Source organism: Streptomyces sp. NPDC001604, assembly GCF_042893475.1.
GTDB lineage: Bacteria > Actinomycetota > Actinomycetes > Streptomycetales > Streptomycetaceae > Streptomyces.
In genome coordinates this window covers 26490-49628 of record NZ_JBIAUY010000032.1, presented here as the reverse complement: position 1 = coordinate 49628, position 23139 = coordinate 26490, and the positions used below count along the sequence as shown (strand labels likewise).

21 protein-coding genes are annotated in these 23139 nt (G+C 71.1%); 7 read left to right on the top strand and 14 right to left on the bottom strand.

Translation table 11 applies throughout. From position 1 onward, the window contains the following. Positions 1-50: 50 nt before the first annotated feature. From ACFY1E_RS46505 to ACFY1E_RS46485, 5 genes are all read right to left on the bottom strand, one after another. Positions 51-1754, bottom strand: coding sequence for a phosphoenolpyruvate--protein phosphotransferase (locus ACFY1E_RS46505; RefSeq protein ID WP_389088305.1), 1704 nt, complete (start codon positions 1752-1754; stop codon positions 51-53). Continuing rightward, positions 1751-2377, bottom strand: a complete 627-nt coding sequence (gene dhaL, locus ACFY1E_RS46500) for a dihydroxyacetone kinase subunit DhaL (RefSeq protein WP_389088303.1) — start codon at positions 2375-2377, stop codon at positions 1751-1753. Before dhaL ends, ACFY1E_RS46505 begins: the two co-directional genes overlap by 4 nt. 152 nt (positions 2378-2529) lie before the next feature. Then, positions 2530-3528: a dihydroxyacetone kinase subunit DhaK gene (dhaK, locus tag ACFY1E_RS46495; protein ID WP_389088300.1), complete on the bottom strand. Its 999-nt coding sequence runs from the start codon at positions 3526-3528 to the stop codon at positions 2530-2532. Then, a complete protein-coding gene (locus ACFY1E_RS46490) occupies positions 3525-4295 on the bottom strand; it encodes an MIP/aquaporin family protein (RefSeq protein WP_389088298.1) in 771 nt (256 codons plus the stop codon). The genes dhaK and ACFY1E_RS46490 overlap by 4 nt, the downstream gene beginning before the upstream one ends. Before the next feature lie 256 nt (positions 4296-4551). Next, complete coding sequence (locus tag ACFY1E_RS46485) at positions 4552-5331, bottom strand: IclR family transcriptional regulator (protein ID WP_389088295.1); 780 nt, start codon at positions 5329-5331, stop codon at positions 4552-4554. 61 nt (positions 5332-5392) lie between these two features. Here ACFY1E_RS46485 and dhaM point away from each other — a divergent pair, with 61 nt between their 5' ends. The 3 genes from dhaM to ACFY1E_RS46470 all read left to right on the top strand — a co-directional run bounded on the left by dhaM (position 5393) and on the right by ACFY1E_RS46470 (position 6596). Beyond that, positions 5393-5785 carry a dihydroxyacetone kinase phosphoryl donor subunit DhaM gene (dhaM, locus tag ACFY1E_RS46480; RefSeq protein ID WP_389088293.1) on the top strand — a complete coding sequence of 131 codons (393 nt, stop codon included), beginning with the start codon at positions 5393-5395 and terminating at the stop codon, positions 5783-5785. Further along, the gene (locus ACFY1E_RS46475) at positions 5769-6068 is read left to right on the top strand and encodes an HPr family phosphocarrier protein (protein WP_389088291.1); all 300 of its coding nucleotides are present in this window, start codon (positions 5769-5771) and stop codon (positions 6066-6068) included. The genes dhaM and ACFY1E_RS46475 overlap by 17 nt, the downstream gene beginning before the upstream one ends. A 75-nt stretch (positions 6069-6143) precedes the next feature. Further along, the gene (locus tag ACFY1E_RS46470; protein WP_389088288.1) at positions 6144-6596 is read left to right on the top strand and encodes an ATP-binding protein; all 453 of its coding nucleotides are present in this window, start codon (positions 6144-6146) and stop codon (positions 6594-6596) included. A gap of 16 nt (positions 6597-6612) precedes the next feature. On the opposite strand, the gene ACFY1E_RS46465 is transcribed toward ACFY1E_RS46470, so the two are convergent. Continuing rightward, positions 6613-7263 (bottom strand): TetR/AcrR family transcriptional regulator, encoded by a 651-nt coding sequence (locus tag ACFY1E_RS46465; protein WP_389088286.1) that lies wholly within the window; start codon positions 7261-7263, stop codon positions 6613-6615. A gap of 92 nt (positions 7264-7355) precedes the next feature. Between ACFY1E_RS46465 and ACFY1E_RS46460 the strand changes: the two genes are divergently transcribed. Beyond that, positions 7356-8423, top strand: a complete 1068-nt coding sequence (locus tag ACFY1E_RS46460; RefSeq protein ID WP_389088283.1) for an oxygenase MpaB family protein — start codon at positions 7356-7358, stop codon at positions 8421-8423. 236 nt (positions 8424-8659) lie between these two features. Next, complete coding sequence (locus ACFY1E_RS46455; protein WP_389088281.1) at positions 8660-8980, top strand: hypothetical protein; 321 nt, start codon at positions 8660-8662, stop codon at positions 8978-8980. On the opposite strand, the gene ACFY1E_RS46450 is transcribed toward ACFY1E_RS46455, so the two are convergent. From ACFY1E_RS46450 to ACFY1E_RS46440, 3 genes are read right to left on the bottom strand one after another with little or no spacing between them, the layout of a single operon-like run. Beyond that, positions 8967-11921 carry a hypothetical protein gene (locus tag ACFY1E_RS46450; protein ID WP_389088278.1) on the bottom strand — a complete coding sequence of 985 codons (2955 nt, stop codon included), beginning with the start codon at positions 11919-11921 and terminating at the stop codon, positions 8967-8969. The two genes, ACFY1E_RS46455 and ACFY1E_RS46450, sit on opposite strands and share 14 nt — an antisense overlap. Before the next feature lie 2 nt (positions 11922-11923). Beyond that, a complete protein-coding gene (locus ACFY1E_RS46445; RefSeq protein ID WP_389088276.1) occupies positions 11924-13771 on the bottom strand; it encodes an HSP90 family protein in 1848 nt (615 codons plus the stop codon). A 48-nt stretch (positions 13772-13819) separates the two neighbouring features. Further along, positions 13820-14800, bottom strand: coding sequence for a hypothetical protein (locus ACFY1E_RS46440; RefSeq protein ID WP_389088273.1), 981 nt, complete (start codon positions 14798-14800; stop codon positions 13820-13822). A 409-nt stretch (positions 14801-15209) separates the two neighbouring features. Between ACFY1E_RS46440 and ACFY1E_RS46435 the strand changes: the two genes are divergently transcribed. Both ACFY1E_RS46435 and ACFY1E_RS46430 read left to right on the top strand, forming a co-directional pair. After that, positions 15210-16085, top strand: coding sequence for an ArsR/SmtB family transcription factor (locus ACFY1E_RS46435; protein WP_389088271.1), 876 nt, complete (start codon positions 15210-15212; stop codon positions 16083-16085). 122 nt (positions 16086-16207) lie between these two features. Continuing rightward, on the top strand, positions 16208-16660 hold the full coding sequence (locus tag ACFY1E_RS46430; RefSeq protein ID WP_389088352.1) for a hypothetical protein: 453 nt from the start codon (positions 16208-16210) through the stop codon (positions 16658-16660). Positions 16661-16849: 189 nt separating this feature from the next. On the opposite strand, the gene ACFY1E_RS46425 is transcribed toward ACFY1E_RS46430, so the two are convergent. The 5 genes from ACFY1E_RS46425 to ACFY1E_RS46405 form a co-directional block, all read right to left on the bottom strand. Next, positions 16850-18367 (bottom strand): alpha-N-arabinofuranosidase, encoded by a 1518-nt coding sequence (locus tag ACFY1E_RS46425; protein ID WP_389088268.1) that lies wholly within the window; start codon positions 18365-18367, stop codon positions 16850-16852. A gap of 114 nt (positions 18368-18481) precedes the next feature. Further along, the gene (locus ACFY1E_RS46420) at positions 18482-19360 is read right to left on the bottom strand and encodes a potassium channel family protein (protein WP_389088266.1); all 879 of its coding nucleotides are present in this window, start codon (positions 19358-19360) and stop codon (positions 18482-18484) included. 250 nt (positions 19361-19610) lie between these two features. Beyond that, entirely contained in the window at positions 19611-21800 is a 2190-nt protein-coding gene (gene helR, locus ACFY1E_RS46415; protein WP_389088263.1) for an RNA polymerase recycling motor ATPase HelR, read from the bottom strand. Positions 21801-21988: 188 nt separating this feature from the next. After that, positions 21989-22507: a GNAT family N-acetyltransferase gene (locus ACFY1E_RS46410; RefSeq protein ID WP_389088261.1), complete on the bottom strand. Its 519-nt coding sequence runs from the start codon at positions 22505-22507 to the stop codon at positions 21989-21991. 52 nt (positions 22508-22559) lie between these two features. Next, positions 22560-23102, bottom strand: a complete 543-nt coding sequence (locus ACFY1E_RS46405; RefSeq protein WP_389088258.1) for a hypothetical protein — start codon at positions 23100-23102, stop codon at positions 22560-22562. Positions 23103-23139 lie beyond the last annotated feature (37 nt).

The window sequence follows — 23139 nt, the reverse complement described above, 5'->3', positions numbered from 1 at the left end:
CTGCTCCACAGCAGTCTCACAACAAAGACACGACTTCGCCCCCGCACAGTTCAGGCGCGTTCTTCCCAGGGCAGCGACGGCTGACCACACTGCTCGACAAGTCGCCAGACCTCTTCGGGCGTCTCGCGGGTGAGGGCGACGGCGGCCAGGGAGGCGCAGGTGTCGTGGCGCAGGCGGCGGATGCGGGACCGGACCTCGTCGAGGGCGGCGGGGCCGACCGAGAGGCCGTCGCAGCCGAGGCCGATGAGGAGAGGCGCCACCAGGGGGTGTGCGGCGGCGTCGCCGCAGACGGAGACCTGGCGGTCGTGGCGGTGGGCGGCGGCAACGACGCGGGCGATGGCGTCGAGTACGGCGGGGTGTGCCGCCATGGCAGGGGTGGCGGCGGGGTCGCGCCGGTCCAGGCCCAGGATCTGGCAGGTGAGGTCGTTGCTGCCGATGGAGAAGAAGGCGGCTTCGCGGGCGAGGTCGTCGGCGGCGGCGACCGCTTCGGGCAGTTCCACCATGATGCCCAGGGGTGGCACGGGAACGCCGGCTTCGGTAGCCGCGGCCTCCAGGAGGCGTCGGCAGGCGCGGAGTTCGTCGACGCCCGCGACCATGGGGATCATGATGCGCAGATCGGTGTCGGCTCCGGCGCCGAGGAGGCTGCGGAACTGGTCGGCGAAGGCGTCCGGTTGGGCGAGCATGAGGGGCAGACCGCGCCCGAGCCGCCCGTCCTCGCGGCTTTCGGCGAGGAACGGCGGCAGCTTGTCGTCGGCGAAGTCGAGCGTGCGCGCCGTGACCACCTGCCCGGTGAGAGCGCGCAGGACGGGGACGAGGGTCGCCGCGTGCTGAGCGCGGGTGGGCCAGGCGCGATGGTTGAGGAAGGGGAGTTCGGTGCGGAGCAGGCCGACGCCTTCGGCGCCCGTGGCCAGCGCGGCGCGGGCCTCGGCCGGGGTGGCCACGTTCGCGCGCAGCACGATGCGGTGACCGTCGAGTGTCTCGGCGGGCAGGTCACGCTCCTCGGCGAGGGCGAGCCTGCGGGTCCGGGCGGTCTCCATCGCCCGTAGCGCCCTGGTGCGTTCCTCGTCTTCGGGGTGGGCGACAGCAGTGCCCTGACCGGCGTCGAGCAGGATCTCCTGCCCGTCCGGCAGTTCGAGCAGCCGCGGGTCGACGGCCAGGAGGAAGGGGATGCCCAGCGAGCGGGCGACGATGGCGGCATGCGAGTTCGGACCGCCGGTCACGGAGATGGCGGCTGTCACCGTCCGGCCGGGTTCCAGCAGGTCGGCGGCGCCGATTTCCTGGGCGACCAGGACGAGGGGCTGGTCCGGGGCGGGACCCGGGTCGCCGTGCAGGTGCGCGAGGACGCGGCGGCCGACCTGCCGGACGTCCGCGGCGCGTTCGGCGAGGGTGGGGTCGTCCAGTGCGGCGATGGTTCCGGCGTAGGCGTCGACGGCCTGCCGGACGGCGACGGGTACCGGCCGGCCGTCCTTCGCTCCCTTGACGGCCTGGTCGCGTAGATCCTGGTCCTGGGCGATGTAGCTGTTGACCTCCATGATGTCGGCCTGTTCGTCCTTGCCCTGCGCGCGCAGCGAGGTCGACAGTTCGAGCAGGCGGGCGGCTACGGCGTCGAAGGCTTCCGTGATCTGTTGCGTGGGATCGCCGCCGGCGCGATGGGGCAACGCCCCTCTCGTGAAGGGACGGTCGGTGCGGTGGAGGACTCCGAGGGCCGTGCCGGGTGCGGCGGTCTGCCCGGTGAAGGTGTGGCGGTCGGTCACCGGGCCCCCAGTGTCTCGGCCAGGGCGCGGAAGACCAGGGCGGTGGAGGTGGCCCCCGGGTCCTGGTGTCCGATGCTGCGGGCGCCGAGGTAGGAGGCGCGGCCCTTGCGGGCCTGCATCGGGGCGGTGGCGCGCATGCCCTCCTCGGCGGCGTCGGCGGCGGCCGCGGCCGCGGCGCCCAAGTCCGCCCCGGTGTCGGCCTGTTGCTGGAAGGCGGCCAGTGCGGGGGCGTAGGCGTCGATCATGGTCTTGTCGCCGGGTGCGGCCGCTCCGAGCTTCTCGATGCTCGCGAGGCCGGCGGCCAGTGCTGCGGCGAGCTGCTGCGGGTCGGCGGTGGCGGTGTCCAGGGCCTTGCCGATGGCGCGGAAGGCCCCGCCGTAGAGCGGTCCGGAGGCGCCGCCGACGGTGGAGATGAGGGTGGTGCCGGTTTTGACCAGTACGGCCCCCACGGTGTCCGGCTCGTAGTCGGCCAGGGCCGTGACGGCGGCGGAGAAGCCGCGGTGCATGTTGGTGCCGTGGTCGGCGTCGCCGATGGCCGAGTCGAGTTGGGTGAGGTGGTCCTTGTGCTGGTCCACGGCGGCTGCGATGGCCTGCACCCAGGTGCGGGCGAGGTCGGTGTCCACGGGGTCTCCGATCGGGGTCGGTACGGGGTTGGCGGGTGCTGTGGTGAGCCGGGGGCGGGGGCGGCGGCGCGCGGGGTGCGGTCCGGGCGCGTCGGCAGCGGGAAGGCACCGGCCCGGCCCGCGCGGATGGCGCGGCCCGCCCCCGGCTCGGCTCAGACGCCCCAGCGCAGAGCCGGGGTGTTCACGGGTGCGTCCCACAGGGACAGCATGTCGGCATCGGCCTTGCACACGGTGAGGGAAACACCCGCCATGTCCAGGCTGGTGACGTAGTTGCCGACGAGGTTACGGGCGATGACCACGCCCTTGTCCGCGAGTGCGGCGGCGACCTCGTTGAAGACCACGTACAACTCGATGAGCGGGGTGCCGCCGAGACCGTTGACCATGACGATGGTCTCGTCGCCCGCGTCGAGAGGCTGGTCGCCGAGGATGGCGTCCAGGCCGGTGGCCACGATCTCCCTGGCCGGTCGGAGCTTCTCGCGACGCCGTCCGGGTTCACCGTGGATGCCGACGCCGACCTCCATCTCGTCCTCGGGCAGTTCGAAGCCGGGCTTGCCGGAGGCGGGCGTGGTGCACGCGGTCAGTGCCACGGCGAAGGACCGGGAGGAGGCGTTGACCCGCTTGGCCATCTCGGCGACGGCGGCGAGGTCGGCGCCCTGCTCGGCGAGCGCCCCGGCGATCTTCTCGACGAAAACGGTGGCCCCGGTGCCCCGGCGGCCGGCCGTATAGGTGGAGTCCTGGACCGCGACGTCGTCGTCGACCAGCACGGTCTCCACGGCGATGCCTTCCTCGACGGCCAGTTCGGCGGCCATCTGGAAGTTGAGGACGTCGCCCGTGTAGTTCTTCACGATGAACACCACGCCCGCGCCGCCGTCGACGGCCTGGGCCGCGGTGAGCATCTGACCGGGCACGGGCGAGGTGAACACCTCACCGGCGCAGGCCGCGTCCAGCATGCCCCGTCCCACGAAGCCGCCGTGCAGGGGCTCGTGCCCCGAACCGCCGCCGGATACGAGGGCGACCTTGCCCGGCCTGGTGCCCGAGGCCCGGGCGACCACCCTGTTCTCCGCGTCGACCTTCAGTGCGGGGTGCGCGGCGGCGATCCCGGACAGGGCGTCGGCCAGTACCGCTTCAGGTGCGTTGATCAACTTCTTCATGACAGGGCTCCTTCGGCGGCTGCAACGGGCTCGGGGGCCGGCTCGGTGGCGGTGGTGATACCTCGGCGGGCGTTCAGGGCGACGTAGAGGAAACCGGCGGCGACCGCGCCCACGACCTCGGCGATCAGGTAGACGGGCAGCTGGTTCCAGTGGACCGTGCCGTTGAACAACTGGCCGATCAGCATGGGCCCGATCGTGCGGGCGGGGTTGATGGAAGCGCTGGTGGCGGGCGCGACCACCATGATGACGGCGAACACGGCCAGGCCGATGGCGAGTCCGGCGAAACCGCCGGCCGAGCGGCGGTCGATGGCGCCGAAGACGACGAAGGCGAGGACGGCCGTGCCGACGGCTTCGGCGAAGAAAGCCTGGCCGGCGCCGACTTGAGGGCCGTAGGAGGCGATGCCCAGGCCGACGGTGACGGCCTTGTGGCCGAGCACCCCGATGATCGCGAGGGCTCCCAGTACCGCGCCTGCGACCTGGGCGGCTATGTAACCGGGGACGTCCCGCCAGGGCATCTTCCCCGTCGCGGCGAGCGCGAGGGTGATGGCCGGGTTGATCTGACAGCCGGAGATGTGGCCGATCGCGTAGATCATCGCGATGACGACCGTGGCGAACGCCAGCGAGATCATGCCGAGGTCGGCGAAGGTGAACGGGGCCTTGCCGTTGACGATGAGCGTTGCGGGAACCGAGCCGACGCCGATGAACACCAGCATCGCGGTGCCCAGAACCTCGGCCAGCAGCTTCTGTGGGTAGGTGTTTTCTTCCATGAAAGGCGCCCAGCGCCGAACGGCGGCTCGGGCGTCTCACCTCCTCCGCGGGGAGCGGGCTGTGAAGGGAGGGGGAAGCCGGGCGGCTTGAAGCCTCCGACTGCAGATCGTTCACCATGGATGAACGTTGTTCCGGAAATTAAGCCCACGTTTCCGGCCTGTCAAGAGGTTCGACAACCCTCGCGTTCATTGACGGGCAGACCGATACGGAAAAGGCCCCACGGCGGCGCGCCGTGGGGCCTGGATCAGGCGGGGGTCAGCTCAACGTGGTGCGGGCGGCCGCGCCGCGGGGGGCGCCCAGGTCGCGGGAGAGGTTGCGGGCGGTCTCCCTGACGGCGACCGCAAGCTCCTGACGCGCGGATTCGGCGAGAATCCGCTCGACGGGGCCGACGATGCCGAGAGAGCCGACCACCTCGCCGGAGCGGTCGAAGACGGGAGAGGCGATACCGGCGTCCCCGATGGCGGACTCCTGGTCCTCGATCGCATAGCCCGTCCTGAGGACCTCCTTCAACTGCCCGGCCAGTTCCTCGGGGGCGGTGATGCTGGCACCGGTGAGCACCGCCGGCTCACCCGCGAGCAGCCGCTCACGCTCGCCGGCCGGCAGGAACGCCACGATCGCCTTGCCCAGGGCGCACGTGTTCCACGGGATGCTGGCGCCCACCTCGAGGATCTGCACGGCGCCCTCAGGCCGGAAGGCATGGTGCACCACCAGGACGTGATCACCGGTGAGCACGGCCACCCAGACCGCCTCGTTCGTCCGGTTCGCGAGCTGGTCCGCCCAGGCCAACGAGCGGGTCCGCAGCTCCTGGGTGTCCAGGTAGGCGTTGCCCAGCTGCACCAGTTCCGGCCCGAGCTGGTACTTCGAACTGTCCCGGTCCTGCACCACAAGACCCTCGGCCTCCAGCGTGCGCAGCAGCGCGTGCACGGTCGGCTTGGCCACGCCCAGGCGGTCGGCCAGCTCGGTCACCCCGAGCCGCGGACCGGTGGACGCGAGCTCCCGCAGTATCTGCACCGCTCGCTGCACCGCCTGCACCATCGAAAAATTCTCCTCGGTTCACTATTGCTGAACGCTGTTCCGGCATCTACGTTAGCTGTTCATGAGCGCATCTGTCGGCATCGTACTCGTGTCCCACAGCGCCGAGCTCGCCGCGGGCCTTCGCCTGCTGGTGGAGCAGATCGGCTCCGACACGGTCCCCCTCGCGACGGCCGGAGGCACCGACGACGGCCGGATCGGCACCAGTTACGACCTCGTCCTCGACGCCATCCGCGGTGTCGACCGCGGTCAGGGTGTCGTCGTCCTGCCCGACCTCGGCAGCTCCGTGCTGACCGCCCGCACCGTCCTGGAAGACCATCCGCACCCCGACGTGCTGATCGTCGACGCCCCCTTCGTCGAAGGAGCCGTCGCAGCCGTCGTCACCGCCGCATCCGGCGCCGACCTGAAGACCGTCGCCGACGCCGCCAAGGAGGCCCGTCATGTCCACAAGCTCTGAGTCCACCACCACGACCGCGACGACCCCGTCCAGGCATGAGGCGGCCGTGGTCCTGCCCGCCCATCTCCACGCCCGTCCCGCGGGTCAACTCGCCCGGGCCGCGGCCACCTTCACCAGTGCCATACGGCTGGAGTACGGCGACCGGACGGTGAATCCGACCGGCGTGCTCGCGGTCATGGGCCTGGGGGCCACCCTCGGAACCACCGTGACCGTCCACGCCGAAGGCCCCGACGCCGAACAGGCCGTCACGACCTTGGCCCAGATCCTCGCCACCGCCGAGTGACCCGAACGCCACCGGCGGCACGAGCCCGCTGCCGCCCGGCGCAACGAGAAGCAGAGACCAGTGGAGGCGACCGAGGTGAGCACCCCCGCCACGCACCCGCCCGACGCCGAGACAGAGCCGCCCTCGCGGATCGAGGACCTCCGGGTGCCGCACATCCCCGAGGCCGTTTCCGCCGTACGGCGACGGGCACGCACCGTTCTCACCCGGTGGCTGGTGCCCCCGTCGACGGCCGACGACGCCCTCCTGGTGATCTCGGAGCTGACCACCAACGCGATCGTCCATGCGCAGCCGCCGGCTGTGCTGCGGCTGTCCATGCCGGAGGACGGGCACCGCGGCGGGCTCCGTATCGAGGTCACCGACGCGGGGCCCGTATGTCGACGACGGCCCTCGCACCCCGGCCCCCACCCGGCCGATCACCATGAGAACGGCCGCGGGACCGGCATCGTCGCAGCCCTCTCCACCCGGCACGGAATCTCCCGTCACCCCGGGAGGACCACCAGATGGGCCGTTCTGCACGTCACTGCTTGAACTGACCGGCATGCCGTCAACGCGACGGCGGCCACAGGGCGCCGAGGATCACCTGCACCTGGTCGATGAGGTGCGGAAGGTCGAATCTGCCGGGATCCGTGAGCGCGATGCGACCGAAGTGCTCCGCGCAGGCGACGAGGGCGTGGGCGAGGACCTGCGGGTCGAGTGCCGGGCCACTCCTGTCGGCCAGGACGATGGAGATCCACTCCTCGACCTGGAGCCGGAACCGTTCGCGGTCCGCCTCGATGCGGTCGCGGACGACGGTGGGCATGTTGCCCGGAGTCAGCAGGATCAGCCGCCAGGTGTCCGGATCCTCGCGGAGCATCGCGGACATCCGGCGCACCGCTTCGGCGGCGAACGCGGCGGGGTCGCGCAGGTCCTGCGTGCTGGGGATCGACTCGAGGAGCCGCCCGAAAGCGCGTGCCTGCTGCCGGTCCAGCAGTGCGGTCAGGAGGGCGTCCAGGTTCTCGAAGGCGCCGTAGACCACCGACCGGGCGACATCGGCCTTCTTGGCGATGGCGTCGATGGAGACCCGGTCGTAGCCGTCGCTCACGATCACGGCGAGGGCCGCGTCGAGCAGCTGCTCGCGGCGCTCCGCGATCGGCACGCGCGGCGCGTAGGGACGTCGCTTGCGGGGCCTGTCGTCCGAGGGTGCGGCTGCTGACACCTTGGCATCTTACGACATCCGTGTCTTAATTTAAGACAGTAGTGTCGTAATCGACGGGCGGCGTACGCCGCGGACGCATGAGGAGCGGCTCCATGGCGAAGTCGAAATCGAAGTGGAGTGAGGTCGAGCCGCACGAGGACTACGGCTTCTTCGGTCCGGGTTCGGTGGTGTGGAAGGTCTGGAGCCATCCGACGGCGCCGACGGTCGGTTTCCAGCGGGCCGTGGTGGTGGAGGAACTCGACCCGCCGCTGGTGGCCGCCGTCCACGCGACCCAGGGCATCTACCGGCGCTCCCGAACCCGTTACGACCGCACCCTGCGCTACTTCGCGATGGTGGCGTTCGCCGGCTCGCGGGAGGTGTGCAAGGCCGCGGACGTCCTGGTCAAGGTCCACTCCAAGGCGATCGGCGAACTGCCCTACGGCGGCGGGACCTACGACGCCAACGACCCTGACTCGCAGCTGTGGATCCAGCTCACGGGCTGGCACTCGATCCTCTACGCATACGAGAGGTACGGCCCCGGCAAGCTCACCGCGCAGGAGGAGCAGGAGTACTGGGAGGCCTGCGCGGTCGCCGCGGAACTGCAGACCTGCTCCCCCGAAGACATCCCCCGCAGCCGTGAAGGCGTCCGGGCGTACTTCGAGCACATGCGCCCGCGGCTGTCCGCCAGCCCGATCGCCCGGCAGGCCATGAACCACCTGCTCAGGAGCGAGCTCGTGCTGCCGCCGACGCCGTGGTGGGCGAAGCCGGCGAGCCTGGCTGTCGCGAGGGCACAGCGGATCGCCACGATCGCCACCATGCCGCGCTGGATGCGCGAGCTGGCCGGGATCCGGCAGACACGCCTCCTCGACGCACTCATCGTGCCCGTCATGAGAACGGCCTTCGCGCTCGCGCACCTCAGTCCCAGGGCCGAACTGCGCCTGCTGGGTCTGATCTCACCCTCCACGGTCCCGGTGGTCGCGCCGGTCAAGCTCGGCATCCCGCCCCGCAAGGAGGAAGTGCTGACGCCCGCGGAGGCCCGCGCCCGCCACGGCTACGCCAAGCCCGCCGAGGCCCATCTCGAATTCCGGGCCCGGCAGGCCGCCCGCGTCTTCGACGACGGCAAGGCACCCAGCGACCAAGGGCTCATCGAGTCCCAGGAAATCCTCGGACCGCTGTCGTGACGCCGTCCTCAAATGTACTGCGCCAGCTGAACATTTGGGTAAGTGACCGAACAGGGAACCATATTTGGGACATCGCGGATGGAGGTGTAACGCGGCGACGTCGGCAGGGCGCTGAAGAGCAGAGGCGTGGGAAAACCTCGGACTGAATTCAGACGCCCCGGGCGACCGTGCCACCACGACAACTCGTCAGATCGGAAATTCTCGTGAGCAACACAGACCCGGTTTCCGGATACCAGATGTACAACCAGCCCCCGGGGCCGGACCGCTCCGCGCAACGCCAGGCCGCCGGCCGACGGGCGGCACTGACGATCTGCACGATCGCCGACACGGCGGCCGGACTGCTGGTCCTGTGGATTCTGCTGTTCCTGCTCGACGCGAACCAGGCGAATGTGTTCGTCAAGTTCGTGCACGGAATGGCGGACTGGCTTGCCGGATGGTCGCAGGACATTTTCACGATGGACACCGAGGGTCTGCGCATCATCCTCAATTACGGTCTTCCGGCGGTTCTGTATTTGCTGATCGGTCACGGAATCGCCGCACGGCTCAACCGGGCCTGACCTCCTCGTCGCGCAGCCGGCCCGCCAGGGACGTCAGCGGCTCGGTCTCCTCCGTGTGGCCCAGTGCGGTCAGCTGGGAGATCGCCGCGTCGAGGCGGGTGAGGGCGGGGGCCGGGCGTTCCAGGTAGAGGCCCTCGACGGCAGCCGCGAGGCGGGTGCACTCGGCCCACTCGCCGGCGCGGTCGTTGTCCGTTCCCGGTTCGCCGAGCAGCGCCAGGGCCTTGTCCAGGGCGGTCAGGGCGTCCTCGTACTCGCCGGCGTAGGCGTTGACCCTTCCGTGTTCGTAGGCCAGGGCGGTGTCCAGGGAGCGGCCGTGGGCCTCGTATTCGGCGGTGCGGGCCTCGTCGGCGATCCGGCCGGCGTCGGCGAGGAAGGCGAGGGCCTCGGTCAGGCCGTCGGGGCCCTGCTGCTGGGCCTGGAGACGGGCGAGTTCGCGAAGGCAGTTGCTGAGCTGCTCGTAGCGCGGGGCCCGGGCGTGGGCGGCGAGTGCCTGGTCCGCGGCCTCGCGGGCCCGGCCGAACTCGCCGGCTTCACCCAGGAGCACGGCCGTCTCGGCGGCGATCATGGCATGGCTTCCCGGGTCGTCGTCCCAGCCGGCCGACTCGGCCGCGAGGGCGACGAACTCCGCTGTGGCGGCCTTGAGGTCCTCCCCCTCGTGCAGCGCGCGGGCGCGGGTCAGGCGCAGCTGGGCGACGAGCCGGTCGTCCACCTCCCCGGCGGCGATGTCGGGTTCGGCCAGCAGGGAGTCGAGGAGGGCGATGCAGTCCTCGACACGACCCAGGTCGAGGCTGAGCCGGGCCGCGTTGCTGTAGGTGCAGTACGCGTCCGTGCGGCTGCCGTGGCGCAGGTCCAGCTCCGCGGAGCGCGTCAGGTGCCGCAGCGCCTCGTCGGGGCGGCCCAGGTGCATGCAGGCCTCGGCCAGGTCACCGTGGAGGCGGGTGGTGTCGACGGCGTCGGCCGGCCACTCGGCGGCCAGGCGCAGGCCCTCGCTGAGGTCCGCGTGCGCGGCCTTCGCGTCCCGCAGGCCGAGCTGGAGGCGGCCGCGCAGGCCGAGCGCGCGGGGCAGGTGCCAGGCGGGGCCGTGGGCCTTCAGCTGCTCGAGGAGAGCGTCGGTCTGGGCGACCGCGGCGGGCAGATGGCCGGAGATGGCGTACGTGCTGGCCCGCAGCTGCAGGGCGCCGGAGATCTGCCCGACGATGTCGTGCCGGGTGGCGAAGTCGTGCAGCAGCTCCACCTCGGCGAGGACCGGCGCGACGTGCTCGTCGCTCCGTGACGTCTGCAGGCGCAGGGCGAGCGCGGTCGCCCGCAGTCGCAGCAGGCGGGCCTCCTGGTACGGCGCCAGTCCGGACGTCTCCTCGTGCAGGCGGACCATGGCCGTGTGGGCGGCGGTCAGCGCGGCGGCCTTCGCACCGGTGTCGTCTGCTTGGTCCGTGGCGTCGTCCGCGGGGATCTCTGCGGTGGCCAGCAGAGCGCAGGCACGGGCCAGCGCCGCGTCACCCGGCTGTCCCACGGCGTCGTACAGGGCCGCGGCCTCCTCGTGGAGCTCGGCGGCCGCGGCGAACTCGTCCTTGTTGCCCGCCCGGTTCGCCTCGTCGGCCAGCAGATCGGCGCGCAGTCGGGCCGGCGGGCCCACGGCCGGGTCTTCCGGGTGGGTGTAGTCGCCGGCGGCGACGAGCGTGCGCAGCCGCGCCCAGCAGGCCTGTGCGTCGGGGTGTCCCTGCTCGTCCAACTTCCTTGCCCGGGCGATGAGTTCGGGCAGCGAGTCGGGGACGGCGGCCGTACGGGCGGCGGGTGCGGCGACCGGGACGGCCGGGGCCGTGTCGTCGAGGCTGCGGGGACGCAGGGTCAGTTCCAGTGCGTCCAGGAGCGGGGCACGGTCGAGGCGGGCGCGGCGGCGGTCGGTGTGGGCCGTGGTGCCGTTGCGGGCGTCGAAGCGGGCGGCGAGGTCGTCGGCGCGGCCGCGCACCTCGGCGCGCAGGCCGGCCACCGTCCAGGTGCGGCCCGGGTACCCGGCGGCGGGCTGTTCGCCGTGGCCGAGGAGCTCGACGCGCTGGAGGAGGACCTCCACGCCGGTGAGGAAGCCGAGCTGGTCCAGCGGCGAGTCGACCTCGTCGAACAGGTTCCGGTTCTCGGCGAGCAGTTCCAGTCCGCGTGCCTCGTTGCCGGTCAGCGCGCAGAACTCCAGGTGCCGGCCGACCTCTTCGGACATCGAGGGGTTGCGGCGACAGCTGCGGTAGCCGGCGAGGTGCAGTTCGCGGGCCCGGTCGGCGCGGCCGGTGCGCAGCAGGGGCAGCAGCGCGTACGAGGCGGAGCGGGCCGGTTCCTCCTTGCAGGACTCCTTACCGGCCAGGACGGGCTCCCAGGCGCGCAGGGCCCGCTCGTCGTCGCCGGCCCCGAGGTGGTGCAGGGCGCGCTGGCAGATCTCGCAGGCCTCGCAGTCGCTGAGCCTGGTGCGGGTGCGGCCCGCCCACAGCTCGTAGGCGAGGCTGGTGTCCTCGCCCACGTGGGCGGCGAGCTGGTACGCCTGTCCGTAGTACGGCTGGAGGCCGAGGCCGGCCTTCTCGTACCGGTCGCGCATCTCCGTCAGCCACTGGCGCAGGCTGGCCAGCGGTACCTCGGGCAGCTGACGCAGGGCGTGGGCCACCCACTTGAACCGCCAGAACAGCTGGTGGCGCAGGCGGTCGTCGAAGAGGTCGGGCTGCTCGTCGAAGAGGGTGAGCAGACGGGCGAAGACGACGGGCGACTTACGGGGTTCGGAGCCGTAGGTGTACGCCTCCTGCAGTTCGAGGAGTGCGTGGACCAGCGGGAGCGGCTCCGCGAACTGCTCGGCGGCGTCGACGAGTTCCTCGGCGGTGACGGTGCGGGTGCGGCCGTAGGGGCGCTGGTCGTTCTCCTGGAGCGCCTGGTACAGCTCGTCGGTGTTCTGGGGTGCGGTCGGCATCGTCAGCTGTCCTTGCGGAGGGCGTGGGCGAGAAGGTCGAGGAAGGAGCGGTTGATGAGGCTCGACTCGGCGGGCCTGAGCGGGCGCCTCGACAGCATCGCGGCCTGCCCGTAGAGGGCTTCGGCGCTGGTGCGGGCCAGTTCGGGCTCGTCGATGGTGACAGCGGTGCGCACCAGCGGATTGAGCTGGTTGAGGATCAGCTGGGCGCGCGGGGCCTCCTGGCGCAGGGCGCCGAGGATGTCGCCCCAGATGCCGCCCTGCTGCTCGCGGGCGAGCTGGGAGCGGGTGCGCTCGTGCCGGGCCTCGCGGCTGTCGAGGAGGAGGGCGGGCGCGGAGGCGGGCTGGAAGGTGCGCAGCGCCACGTCGCAGTCGAAGACGGCGAGGGCGTCGCGGGCCTGGGCGAGGTAGGCCGCGGCGGCCAGTTCCGTCTCCCGGTCGACGGGGTCGAGGTGGGCGGTCAGGGTCGCCGGGTCGAGGTCGGCGACGCTGACCTCGGGCCTGATCTCCGGCAGCCGGTGGACCAGTTCACGGTCGTAGGTGTAGCCGCCGTTGACGACACCGAGCCCGGCGGCCGAGGCGATCGCCGCGACCTGCCGGAACTCCTCCACGCTGGACGTCACGAGCACGGTGCGGTGGCTGCGCGCGAACTCGTCCAGCGTGGCGTGCCCGTCGGTGGTCTCGAACGGCAGCCAGAGCAGCAGCATCCGCAGGATCTCGTCGTCGTGCACCGCGAGCGACTTCACGGCCAGGTGGTGCACCTGCAGGAAGCGGCCGAGCAGGTCCGGGTCGCTGGCGGCGGCGCGGGCGATCCAGGCGCGCAGCCGCTCGGCGAGGGCGTCGCGGACCGCGGCGAGGGTGTCGTCCTCGTACAGGGACTCGCGGGACGCCGTCGGGCGCAGGCTCTCCGCGTCGACGACGCAGCGGACGAAGAACGCCCACTCGGGCAGGATCTCCTCGGCCTGCTCGGACAGCAGCATGCCCTTGACGTGCACCCGGTGGCCGTGACGGCGTCCGGCGGGCACCGCCTCGGGCAGGATGCACGCGATGCCCTTGAGGCCCACGGCCGGCAGGTCCAGCTCGATGGTGTCCAGCGGCTTGAAGCCGAAGACCTCCTCACCGTACGCGGCCAGCGCACGCGAACGGGCTCCCGGTGTGGGGTGGGTGCGCGACCAGGGCGCGGGCTCGGGATTGACGGGTGCGCCGGGGCCGCCCGTGCCGTCGTCGAAGGTCACCGGATGGCGCAGCAGCGAGCCGAAGTGCCGGGCCAGGGCGTGCACCTGGGCCGGGCGGGTCCACTCGCCGGCGTCGGCGCGCGGGGTCAGGGTGACGGTGGTGCCGGGCCGGGGACGGGCCGAGGCGGGCAGGGTGCGGACGGTGTAGCTGCCGTCGCCGCGTCCCCGCCACTCCACGGCGGGCGCGTCGGGGGTGCGGGCGGAGCGGCTCAGGACGTGGATCTCGTCCGCGACCAGGAAGCAGGAGAGCAGGCCGATGCCGAACTGGCCGATGAAGTCCGCACGTTGCTCGGCAATGCGCTCCGCGCGCTTGCTGCTGCGGCCGATGGTGGCGAGGAAGGTGTGCACGTCGGCCTCGGTGAGCCCGACACCGTCGTCCTCGACGCGTACCACGGAACCGTCGGCGTACAGGCGGATGCCGAAGGCGTCGGCGGGGGCGCCCGGTGCAAGGCCGTGCCGCGCGGTCAGCGCGTCCACCGCGTTCTGCAGGAGCTCACGCAGGTAGACGCGGGGGCTGGAGTAGAGGTGATGGGAAAGGAGGTCGACGAGGCCGCGCAGATCCACCTGGAAGGTGCGGTCGGCGCCGGCCGGTTCGACGGTGGTGTCGGGCAGAGTCATCAGGCAGTCCGGGGTGTGGTGAGCGACGAGCAGTGGGCGGGGTGGGGGTCAGGCGTTGCGCCGGGCGCGGGCGTACATCTCTTCCGGCTTCGCCATGTACTTCCAGGGCCACGGGGTGTAGGCGCCGTCCAGCTCGCGGAAGACGCGCGGCAGCGCGATGCGTTCGGAGGCCAGCGACAGAGCCATGGCGAAGATGTTGAAGTCCTCCTGCCAGCCCGGGCGTCGCTCGTGGGCGGGGTGCAGGATGCTGTGCTCGGCCGCCTCCAGCAGCTCGTCCTGGATCTCCGGGGTGACGAGGCAGTTCTTGTCGTCGGACTCGACCCAGTCCTCGATGTGCGCCATGGCGACGACACAGCCGATGCGGTGGCCCTCGGGCGCGCCGGCGAACGCCTCACGGGCGAACTCCAGGGCCTCGCCCGCCTCGCCGCTCCACCGGGGCTGGAGCTGCGAGACCCACTCGATGTGGGTCTCCAGGTCCAACGGGTCGCGGCGCAGGGCGGCGTCGAGCCGGGTCTCGTTGACGGCACGGTCCAGTGACATCCCGCGGCCGGAGGTGAGCAGGCGGCGCCACGGCGTGAGCCAGTCGGGCCGCAACTCGGCGGCCTCCAGCAGCTGTTCCTCGGCGACGTGCAGCCGCTCGTAGAAGACCCGCCACTGCTCCTGGCTCACGTTCACGGCACGGGCGGAGGTGCGCGCCTCCCAGCCCCAGATGATGTGGCGCGCTCCCGATATCAGCAGGGCCGTCGCCCGGTGCTCCTTGTCCTGCTCGACGGCCCGGCCGATCCAGTCCTGCACACCGTCCAAGTCGGCGAGCTCGCCCAGGACTTGGTGGTCACGTCCGAGATCGAAGGGGGCAAGCGCCGCCTTGACCGCCTCCCAGTCGGCCGTCTTCGCGGCCTCGACCAGGGCCAGCACCCGCGCGTCCCCCAGCGCGTGCAGCGTGTACATCCCGTTCTTCTTCCGGCGCGGAAGGGCGTGCGGATCCGCCACCGGTCTCTCCGCACCCCTGCCGAACAGCCTCCCCAACATGCCGCACCCTCCCCTGGTCCCCGCGTGATCGTCCGGTGCAGCATAAACGGCACCACTGACACCGCTTCCACAGGGTTTTCACGGGCACTTCACGGTGCGCGGCGGCGTGTTCGGTGCTGGGCAGCCCACGGCGGCATCCAGCCGATCTCCCCGAGCGTCTGTCTCAACGCCGCAACCAAGCACCGTACTTGTCAGTCGTCCCCCATGATGACGCTCAGCGCTCTTCGCCCTCGGCCAACCCCCCACTGTCCGCGAATGAGGCCGCATGCTCCGTATCCATTTCACCACCCAGGACTTACAGAACATCCGAATCTCACGTCGGCCCGACCCCCTGTGGGAACTCGTCTGCGCCACCTGCCGCTTGGTCACACACCAGGGGCCGCTCGAGTTCGGGTCATGGCGTCGCTCCGTGCGCGAGCGGCTCGCCACGGACCCGGTGGCCGGACGTGCCCTGCACACGCTGCAGACCCTCGTCCCGCCCGTCGGGTACATCCCCGACTTCCTCACCCCGACCGTCCTCGAAGGCGGTCTGCCCGCGGCACTGCAGGAGATACAGGCCACTCCTCCCGGCCGGCTGCGGCACGAGCTGGGCAGGCTCGCTGCCGCGCGGCCCCTGCCCGCCTGGACCACGGCACTCGGCCGGCCCGGGGACCGCGGCATGCGATCTCTGGCGAAGGCCCTGGAAATCTCCGCCACGACACTGCTCGAACCGCGCTGGGCCCACGCCCGCAGAGCCGTCCGTGACGAGGTCGACCTGCGTTCTCGTGTCCTCCTCGACGGCGGCGTCCTGGCCCTGCTGGAGAGCCTGCGACCGCTCGCCCGGTGGCGGGCACCCGTCCTGGAAGTGGAGTATCCGACGCACCGCGACCTCCATCTGGAGGGCCGCGGGCTGCTGCTGCTCCCGTCCTACTTCTGCTGGCGCAGGCCCACCGCCCTTGCCGATCCCGCCCTCGGCCCGGTCCTGGTCTACCCGGTCAGCGCACGGCCGCTCGACTCGATCACCCTCAACGGCAAGGGACTCGACCGTCTACTGGGCCGCACCAGGGCCTCGGTCCTCACCGAGGTGGCCCGCGGCGGCCCCCGGACCACCTCCGAAGTGGCGACGGCTGTCGGCATCGCCCTGCCCAGCGCCAGCTACCAGCTCGCCGTCCTCCGGGACGGAGGACTGGTGGCGAGCAGACGGGAGGGGCAGTACGTACGGCACTCGGTGACGCTCATGGGCCACCGGCTCCTCGACGGAGAGGAGGGACAATTGCAGCAGACGGGTCGGTCGAACCACCCATGATTCGACCACCTTCGAAATGCTTCCCGGCCACCCCGCGCAGGGGCGAACATCCTCGGCGGGGCGTGGCCGCTAAGCACCGCGACGACCGCCCGCACCGCACCACTCGACCCAACGGGGGAATCATGGAACTGCTGCGCAATCACCGCACCCGTCGCGCCGCGACCGCGGGCGTCACCCTTCTGCTGGCGGGCGTCCTCGGGACCGCCGGAGCCACCGCCTCCAACGCCCGGACCGCGGCACCCCAGACCCAGCAGATCGCCTCGTCCGTCCTCGGCAGCGACTACAAGATCACGCTCACCGCGCTGCGATCGACTCAGGACGAGTACGCCGCCTCGGTGCGGCTGCAGGTCTACACGCACGACAGCGGCAAGTGGAAGGAGTCCGACCGGGTCACGGTGGGCGAGGTCGACGGATGGTTCTGGTACCCGCTCACGGGCAGCCACGCCGTCTGCGAGTTCTCGACCGCGAGCACGGAGCCCGCACCCCTCGCCGTCAGCCTGATGATCACCCCGTCCATCGGCTGCTCCCAGCCGGCGCACTACGTCGTCAAGCAGGGCAGGGTCTACGCCGGCTGAACGGCCGATGAGGGTGCTCCGGTAGGTCCGGGGGCGGTCGCCGTCCGGCCGGTCCCGTACGGCGACCGGGTCGGCGGCACCGTCGGCGGTCAGCCGCCCGTCGACTCCCGGATCACGGCATGCCGAGCCGCACCCGACCGCCGAGGACGGTGACGGAGTGCGACCGGGAAGGCGGCCGCAGCCGTTGTGTCAGGCCAGCGGGGCGCTGACCGTGACGAACGAGTGCGGCGGCAGTGTCAGAGCGAGCCCCTGGTCGGTGGCTTTGAGGCCGTCGAAGGGGCGCGGGGCGACCGTCTGAGGCATGCCGGGCGTGTTGTGGTCCTGCGGCCGGTCGGCCGTCAGGATGCGGGCGTTCGGCTCGCCGACGGCACGGCCGCGCAGGTCGAGCGTCACCTCCGCGGGTTCCTCCGCGTCCAGGTTGGACAGCGAGATCAGCACCGCCCCGTCCTTGACGCTGGCCGAGGCGGACAGGGTCTCCAGCTCCGTGTCGCCGACCGTGCGCCGCAGGGCGTCGCCGCGCAGATGGACGGCGAGTGAAGTGGCGTCCTGGTGGCCCTTGTTCATCTCGAAGACGTGGTAGGTCGGGGTCAGTACCAGGCTGTCGCCGTCGGTGAGGAGCATGGCCTGCAGGACGTTGACCGTCTGCGCGATGTTGGCCATGTACAGACGGGCGGCGTGCCGGTGGAAGACGTCGAAGTGGGTGGCGGCCACCAGCGCGTCCCGCAGGGTGTTCTGCTGGAACAGGAAGCCCGGGTTGGTGCCCGGCTCGACGTCCCACCAGGTGCCCCACTCGTCCAGGACCAGCCCGACCGTGCGGCCCGGGTCGTAGACGTCCATCACGGTGGAGTGCCCGGTCAGGATGCGGTCGATGCGGCGGGCCGCGACCATGGTGCGGTAGTAGTCGTCGGTGTCGAAGACGGTCGCACTGCCCTTCGCCTCCCACGGGCCGGCCAGCGTGTAGTAGTGCACGGACAGGCCCTGGAAGAAGTTCTTCGGGGTGGCCTCGCAGCCGAAGCAGCTGATCTGCTGCATCAGCGTCTCGGTCCACTTGTAGTCGGCGTCCGAGGCGCCCGACGCGATGCGGTAGAGCTTGTTGTCGCCGTGGTCACGGCAGTACGTGGCGTACTGGCGTGCCAGGTCGGCGGAGTACTCGGCGCGCATGTTGCCGCCGCAGCCCCAGGTCTCGTTGCCGATGCCCCAGAACTTCACCCGCCAGGGCTCCTCGCGGCCGTTGGCCTTGCGCAGCCGCACCATGGGGCTGTCGCCGTCACGGGTGAGGTACTCCACCCACTCGCTCATCTCGCGCACGGTGCCGGAGCCGACGTTGCCGCTGATGTACGGCTCGGCGCCGAGCAGCTCGCACAGCGCCATGAACTCGTGGGTGCCGAAGTGGTTGTTCTCCTCGACGTCGCCCCAGTGCGTGTTGACCATGCTCGGCCGCTGCTCGCGAGGGCCGATGCCGTCACGCCAGTGGTACTCGTCGGCGAAACAGCCGCCCGGCCAGCGCAGGTTGGGGATGTCCAGGGCACGCAAGGCCTGGACGACGTCGAGGCGGATACCGCCCTCGTTCGGGATCGGCGAGTCCTCCCCGACCCAGAAACCGCCGTAGATGCAGCGGCCGAGATGCTCGGCGAAGTGACCGTAGAGGTGACGGCTGATCCTCGGGCCCTCGATGTCGAGGTTGATGACCGCGGTGGCGTCGGGCACGGACGTACTCCTGTGTCGGGTCGAGGACGTGGGCTGATCGCTACACAGCAACCGCTTTCTCGTAGCGATGCAAACGTACTTGCCGTGGCCCTGCCTCGGCCATGCCCGCAGCGCTCAGGGCTGCGTGACTTCGCGGTCGTGGTCGGCTGCGTACGCGGCGAAGACCTCCGTCGTGGTGCCGTCCAGGTGCAGGAAGCGCTGGTCGAGAATGGTGGCGAGGTCGTCAAGGGCGCCGGCGAACAGGTCCCCGGTCAGTCGCACGTCCGGTCGCCGGGCCGCCTGCCCCTGCCGGGCAAGGGCGACGGCATAGCCGAGGACGGCCGCAAGGGAGGAATGGTCCTCGCCGTCGTGGAAGTAGTAGGCCTCGGCGTACTGGGTGAAGTCGATACGGACTCGTACGACCTCGGTGGCGAGGCTGTCCAGCAGCGCCGCTCCGGCCACGGTGTCGATGTGCTCGGTCGCCGGAGCCGAGCGGTGCAGCAGCGCCAGCCGGATGGCCAGGACCCTTCTGCGGGTCAGCGCGGGGTAGATCTCCAGGACCCAGGAGACCGTCGCCGTCAGGAGGGCGAAGCCGACGAGGGCCTCCAACGGCGAGGCCAGACGGAGCCAGCCTTCGCCGGGCGTGATGTCCCCCAGCCCGAGGGTGGCGACGGTGACCAGGGACAGGTAGACCGAGTCGAGCAGCGCGGGCTGCTGTGCCGCTCTGGAACCAGGCGTGATCGTGAAGGCGCCCGGCATATGGGGCCAGTAGATGATCGCCCAGCCCAGGATGATGATGACGGCCCAGAGTCCCACCACCGTCACCATGGCCAGCGGCCCGACGAGGCCGACCATACGGGTACGGAGCCGGGAGCGGCGGGCCAGTCGCCACATACTCGTCATGACGAATCGGCTGATGCCTCCGTGACGGGTGGGATGCCAGAGCGTATGGAAGAGATCCCGCAGGACAGCCAGGACCAGTCCGACGCCGACCAGCGAGACCAGCCACTCCATCCACGTCTCCCACGGGCCTGTTCCGGACGCCGTTCGCGCCCGGCGGGGTCGCGGCGTGAAGCGCCTCGACGACCCCGGACGCCGGGGAGCCTTGCACTTCCCGCCCGATTTTGCCCTGGTTTCTACCGCTATGCCAAGGGTGACTGAGGCCAGTGCGTCCGCCTCGCCGCATACGGCCCGCTCGCTGTCCGGGCCGCCGCGAGCAGAGCTTCTCCTCTTCGACGGGATCTCCGACGGCCTGCCGAAGGTCTCAGCCGGTGAGGATGGCGAGTTGCTGCGTCGCTCGGGTCATGGCGACATAGCGGTCGACGGCTCCTTCGATGCCCGTGCCGTACGCCTCCGGGTCGACGAGGACGACCAGGTCGAACTCGAGCCCCTTGGACAGTTCCGGGGTCAGCGACCGGACCCGGGATGTGGCCGGGAATGTGGGATCGCCGATGACACAGGCGATCCCCTCGGCATGCGCGGCCAGCCAGGTGTCCAGGATCGAGTCCAGCTCCGAGACGGCGCCGTGTACGACCGGGATGCCGCTGCTGCGGATGGAGGTCGGCACGTTGGCATCCGGGAGTACGGCCCGGATGACCGGCTCGGCTTCCGTCATCACCTCCTGCGGGGTGCGGTAGTTGATGCTCAGGGAGGCCACCTCGACCCGGTCGAGCCCGATCCGTTCGAGCCGTTCCTGCCATGTCTCCGTGAATCCGTGCCGGGCCTGGGCGCGGTCACCGACGATGGTGAAGCTGCGGGACGGGCAGCGCAGCAGGAGCATCTGCCATTCCGCGTCGGTGAGTTCCTGGGCCTCGTCCACGACGATGTGCGCGAACGGGCCGGCCAGCAGATCCGGTTCGACGACGGTCAGTTCGGCTTCGTCGACCAGGCTGACCTTGGCGTCCTGGCCGCGCAACATCCTCACCAGGCCTTCGCCGTCGTCACCGTCGGCGCCGGAATCGGCCGCCGCGTCGATGAGGTTGTCCACGACCTGCGCCATGCGCTCGCGCTGGGCGGCCAGGACGGCCGCGTGCCGGCGCTTGCGCAGGGCGGTCTGCGGGTCGCCGAGCCGCTGCCGGGCGGCGTCCAGCAGCGGCAGGTCGGACACCGTCCAGGCCTGGGCATCCGCCCGCTGCAGCCTGTGGACGTCCTCGCGGCTCAGCCAGGGCGCGCACATCCGCAGATAGGCCGGCACCGTCCAGAGGTCCGAGACCAGGTCGGCCGCTTCGAGCAGCGGCCATGCCCGGTTGAGGGTCCCGACGAGCTCCTTGTCCTGCCGCAGCGCCCTGCGGAACTGCTCCGGCGGCAGGTCGTCGCCGTCGTATCGGTCCTCCAGGATCGTGACCAGCTTGTCCCAGATCTGCTCACGCGCTTCGTTGTGCGGGGTGCCGGGTTCCGGTGCGTCGAACGCCTCGGCCCAGTCGTCGGCGGTCAGCCGGATGTCGGTCCAGTCGACGGTGACCGTCATCGCCCCGGTGGGCGGCTCCTCGTAGAACCGAACGGCCTTCTCGATCGCCTTCACCATCTGCGCGGACGACTTCAGTCGGGCCACCTCGGGGTCGGTCTCGACGCCCGCGTCGGCTCCCTCGTCGACGAGGTCCCGCAGGATGCAGGTCTGCACGCCCTCCTCGCCCAGGCTCGGCAGGACGTCGGCGACATAGTCCAGGTAGGGCCGGTGCGGGCCGACGAACAGTACGCCGCCCCGACGGTGACCGAGACGGGGGTCGGAGTAGAGGAGGTGGGCGGAGCGGTGCAGGGCGACCACGGTCTTGCCGGTGCCGGGGCCGCCGTCGACGACGAGAGCACCGCGGGAACCCGCCCGGATGATGGCGTCCTGGTCGGCCTGGATGGTGGCGAGCACGTCCCGCATGCGGGCCGAACGGTTGCTGCCCAGGCTGGCGATGAACGCGGACTGGTCGTCGAGCGCGGCGCGCCCTTCCAGGCCGTCGGCGGTGAACACCTCGTCCCAGTAGTCGCTGATCCGGCCGCGGGTCCAGCGATAGCGTCGGCGGCTGGCGAGGCCCATCGGGTTGGCGTGGGTGGCCGCGAAGAACGGCTCGGCCGCGGGCGAGCGCCAGTCGAGGAGCAGGCGACGGCCTGTGCTGTCGGTCAGTCCGAGTCGTCCGATGTAGACGGGCTCAGGGTCGTCCGCGCTGACGATGTGTCCGAGGCACAGGTCCAGGCCGAAGCGGCGCAGGGCGCGCAGTCGGCCGGTCAGCCGGTGCACCTCCATGTCCCGGTCCATCGCCTGCCGTCCGAGGCCACCGGGTCCCTTGAGCTCGGTCTCGAGGCGGGCGGACAGTTCGGCGATCGTCTGCTCGAGGCTCTCCGCGATCGCGGCGAAGTGCTGCTCGTCGCCGGCGATCAGGGTCGGGTCGGCCTTGTGGGCGAGTCGGTCGGGAAGGTCGAACGCACGGGTGGTCAGGGGGGTCGTGTCACCGGACAGAACATGCACGTCGAGAACTCCCGTTTCCGCAGCTTGTGGCCTCGGCGTGCGATTGTGCGGCACGACCGGGGCCTTGCCGCAAGCCCCCCGGTGCGCTATAAGTTGAGAGTGGCAAGGAGTGACTGACCTCCTTGCCTTTGTTTTTTGAGCGGGGCTGCTCAGGGTTGCGGGGCTGCTCAGGCTTTTGAGGCCGGTGCTCAGGCCAGTTCGCCGCGCAGGATGCTGTAGCGCACTCCGTCACGCCACTGTCCGTCGCGGAAGGCGATGCTGCGCAGGACGCCCTCGCGGGTGAACCCGGCCTTTTCCAGGGCTCGTTGTTCGGCGAGGTTGTCCGCTTCGGTGTCCGCCTCGATGCGTACGACCGTGGTGTGCGCGAAGAGGTACTGGACCAACTGCCGTTGCGCCTCGGTTCCGACGCCCTGTCCGCGGGCCTCCGGGAGCAGGTTGATGCCCATGTTCCAGTAGGTGGTGGTCCGGGTGAGCCTGACCTGGCGCCAGGCGACGAACCCCAGCCGCTCCGCGCCGCGCACCACCATCAGATACCCTCCGTCGTCGCCCAGCAGGCCGTTCTCCGCCCACTGGCGCCGCCAGCGCCCGGTGTCCGACCAGCCCCACCACTGGAACGGCACAACGGTCTGCGGATCGATGAGGAAGCGTTCCATGACAGGCAGGTCGGGCTCGGCCACCGGGCGCAGCGCAACACCGTCGATGCTCATGTCCGCCACCCTACGGCGCGACTCGGCGGTTGTCGGCGCTCCATGGAGAGCGTCAACTTCCTTGCTCGGCCCAGCCGGTGAGGGCGACGACCTCGCGCGCGATGTCGCCGACGGTGCGTCCGTCCGTCATGACACGCACCGCCTCCGCGGGGGCCCGCCGGTCCAGGAGCCGGGCCTTGCGTGCGCTGCCCTCGAGTTCCCTTTGCAGTTCCGAGCCGATTTCCCGCCGGACGAGCCGCTCTCGGGCGGTGGCGTCGGAGGCGGTGAGCAGGACCCGTACGGCCCGCACCTCCGCTCCCATGGCGCGCTCGAACATGCCCGCCGCCTCGGGGAGCACACTCCCCGTGTTCGTGTAGATCAGACGGCGATATCCGCGCCGGGCGAAGTTCGCCCATACCGCGGTCAGATTGCTCTCGGTGATCTCCGCGCGATGCGGATCGCCGTCCGGGGCCGGGTGCACCTGCCCCATGAAGTCACCGTCGATGATCGCGTGAGCGACCGCCGCGGACCGCAGCAGCGCCGACACCTCCCACCCGACCGTCGTCTTGCCGACCCCGGCCCGTCCTCCGATGAGCAGCACCTCGGCGCGATCCATGGGACGCAGCGTGCCAGTTCCCGGTCGGCTCATGCCA